Origin of the sequence: Halomonas sp. (genome assembly GCF_014859505.1) — a bacterium.
Taxonomy (GTDB): domain Bacteria; phylum Pseudomonadota; class Gammaproteobacteria; order Pseudomonadales; family Halomonadaceae; genus Halomonas.
Window position 1 is genome coordinate 1 of record NZ_JACUUD010000236.1, and the last position, 2,246, is coordinate 2,246.

The 2,246-nt window shown below is 68.7% G+C and carries 3 protein-coding genes; all 3 read right to left on the reverse strand.

The features are described from left to right. The coding region (locus tag IBX53_RS15845; protein WP_290911260.1) for a ProQ/FINO family protein at nt 1–773 on the reverse strand (773 nt) is incomplete at its 3' end. Between the two features lie 81 nt (nt 774–854). Beyond that, a complete protein-coding gene (locus IBX53_RS15850) occupies nt 855–1,400 on the reverse strand; it encodes a dihydrofolate reductase (RefSeq protein ID WP_290911262.1) in 546 nt (181 codons plus the stop codon). A gap of 38 nt (nt 1,401–1,438) precedes the next feature. Further along, on the reverse strand, nt 1,439–2,246 hold an 808-nt coding region (locus IBX53_RS15855), incomplete at its 5' end, for a thymidylate synthase (RefSeq protein WP_290911265.1).

The following is a 2,246-nucleotide window of genomic DNA, read 5'->3' on the forward strand; positions in this document are numbered from 1 at the left end:
GCCTGCAGGCGCTCGAGCTTCTTGCGGGCGTGCTCGGCGGCCTGGGCGTCGACCACCCCGGCCGGCTGGCCGGCGAGATCGATGCGCTCGGCGCCTTCGCGCACCGCCTTCAGGTAACGGGGCAGATTCACGTAGCAGGCCAGCGCCCGGCGCACCAGCTTCTCGGGCCAGGGCTCGCGCGCGGCCAGCTCCTCGTGGATGCCCACCTTGAGCGGGCGAGTGTGGCCCTTGAAGAATGCAGCGGGGTAGCGCCGGTACCACTCGGCCAGCAGCGCCTGGGGGGATGGCGCCTCCGAAGCATCCCCGACCGTGTTGTCGGCGCCGGGTCTGTCCGGGGATGGCGTGTCTGGCGATGGTGCCTCTGCCGCTCGTCGAGGTGTCGGACCACCGATAAATCGAGCTCCTGCGGAAGAGCCGGCGGATGTCTCCGATGATGAACGGCCCATCAAGGCGGAGAGCCCCTGGGAGCGCCGGGCGGGACGCGGGAAGGTGTTCTCGCCCGGCCCCTTCGCCAGGCGCTCGTGGAGGTGGCGGTTATGCTCCTCCAGTTCGCGATTCTGCTCGTCGAGCTCACGGTTTTCCTCGACGAGCTCCAACCGATTGGCCTCGAGCTCGCGAGCCTTCTCGGCCAGCGCCAGGCGGGCGGCCTCCAGCTCGGCCAGGCGCTGCTGCAGGGCCAGGCGCGACTCGCGCTCCTGCCGGAGGCGTTCCAGCAGGGTATCGGTGCGCCCCTCGAGGGCGTCCAGCAGGCGTATTGAGCGTTCCTCGGTCAAACCGTTGTCCTCCACGCGTGAGCCAGGGAGCGAGGCCGTGCCGGCCAGTCTGTGCCAGATGCCGCCCCATGACAAATGTCGTCAGGCACCGACAGACTCGCGGCGTCGATACTCCACGAAATCATAGGCGGGCTGGCCCTCGGCGGGGCTGCCGGGCACGCGCTGGAGTTCTTCCCACTCGGCGGGGTCGAGCTCGGGGAAGCGGGCGTCGCCCTCTACCTCGATGGCCACCTCGGTCAGGTAGAGGCGCGAGGCGTAAGGCAGCGCCTGGGCGTAGATCTCGGCGCCCCCCATCACCATGATTTCCTCCACGCCATCGATGGTGGCCTGCTGGTCGGCCAGGGCCAGGGCAGAGGCCAGGTCGTGGCAGACGCGGATGCCGTCGCGGTGGATGCTCTCCTGGTAAAAATCAGGGTCGCGGGTCACCACGATATTGAGGCGCCCGGGCAGCGGCCGGCCGATGGACTGGAAGGTCTTGCGGCCCATCACCAGCGGCTTGGCCTGGGTCAGGCGCTTGAAGAACCTGAGGTCCTCGGGCAGGTGCCAGGGCAGCTGGTTGTCCACGCCGATCACCCGGTGGCGGTCCATGGCGGCGATCATCGCCACGGGAATCAGGGTCTCGCTCATGGGGGCTCTCTCTTTTTGTACGGTTTGTGCGGTCACGCCTACACCGCCACGGCGGCCTTGATATGGGGGTGAGGATCGTAGCCCTCGATGGCGATGTGCTCGAAGCGGAAGGCGAAGAGATCCGTCACGCTCGGGTCGAGCACCAGGCGCGGCGCGGGGCGCGGGGCGCGGGTGAGCTGCAGCTCGGCCTGCTCCAGGTGGTTCAGGTAGAGGTGGGCGTCGCCCAGGGTGTGAATGAACTCGCCGGGCTCGAGGCCCGCCACCTGGGCGATCATCCGGGTCAGCAGCGCGTAGCTGGCGATATTGAAGGGCACGCCCAGGAAGATGTCGGCGCTGCGCTGGTAGAGCTGGCAGGAGAGGCGCCCTTCGGCCACGTAGAACTGGAACAGGCAGTGACACGGCGGCAGGGCCATCTCGTCCACCAGCGCCGGGTTCCAGGCCGAGACGATCAGCCGCCGAGACTGGGGGTTGGTGCGGATCTGCTCGAGCAGCCCGGCGATCTGGTCGACCTGGCCGCCGCGGGGGTCGGGCCAGCTGCGCCATTGATAGCCGTAGACGGGTCCCAGGTCGCCGTTGGCGTCGGCCCAGTCGTCCCAGATGCTCACCCCGTTCTCCTTGAGGTAGGCGATATTGGTGTCGCCGGCCAGGAACCACAGCAGCTCATGGAAGATCGAGCGGGTGTGCAGCTTCTTGGTGGTCAGCAGCGGGAAGCCGCGGGCCAGGTCGAAGCGCATCTGGTGGCCGAAGAGCGAGCGGGTGCCCACCCCGGTGCGATCACCGCGCTCCACGCCGTGGTCGAGCACCTGGCGCATCAGGTCGAGGTAGGGCTGTTCGAGGGCGGGAAGG

Coding starts and splice junctions, on each gene's coding strand:
- IBX53_RS15850 (WP_290911262.1), bottom strand. CDS start 1,400: ATGAGCGAGACCCTGATTCCCGTGGCGATGATCGCCGCCATGGACCGC.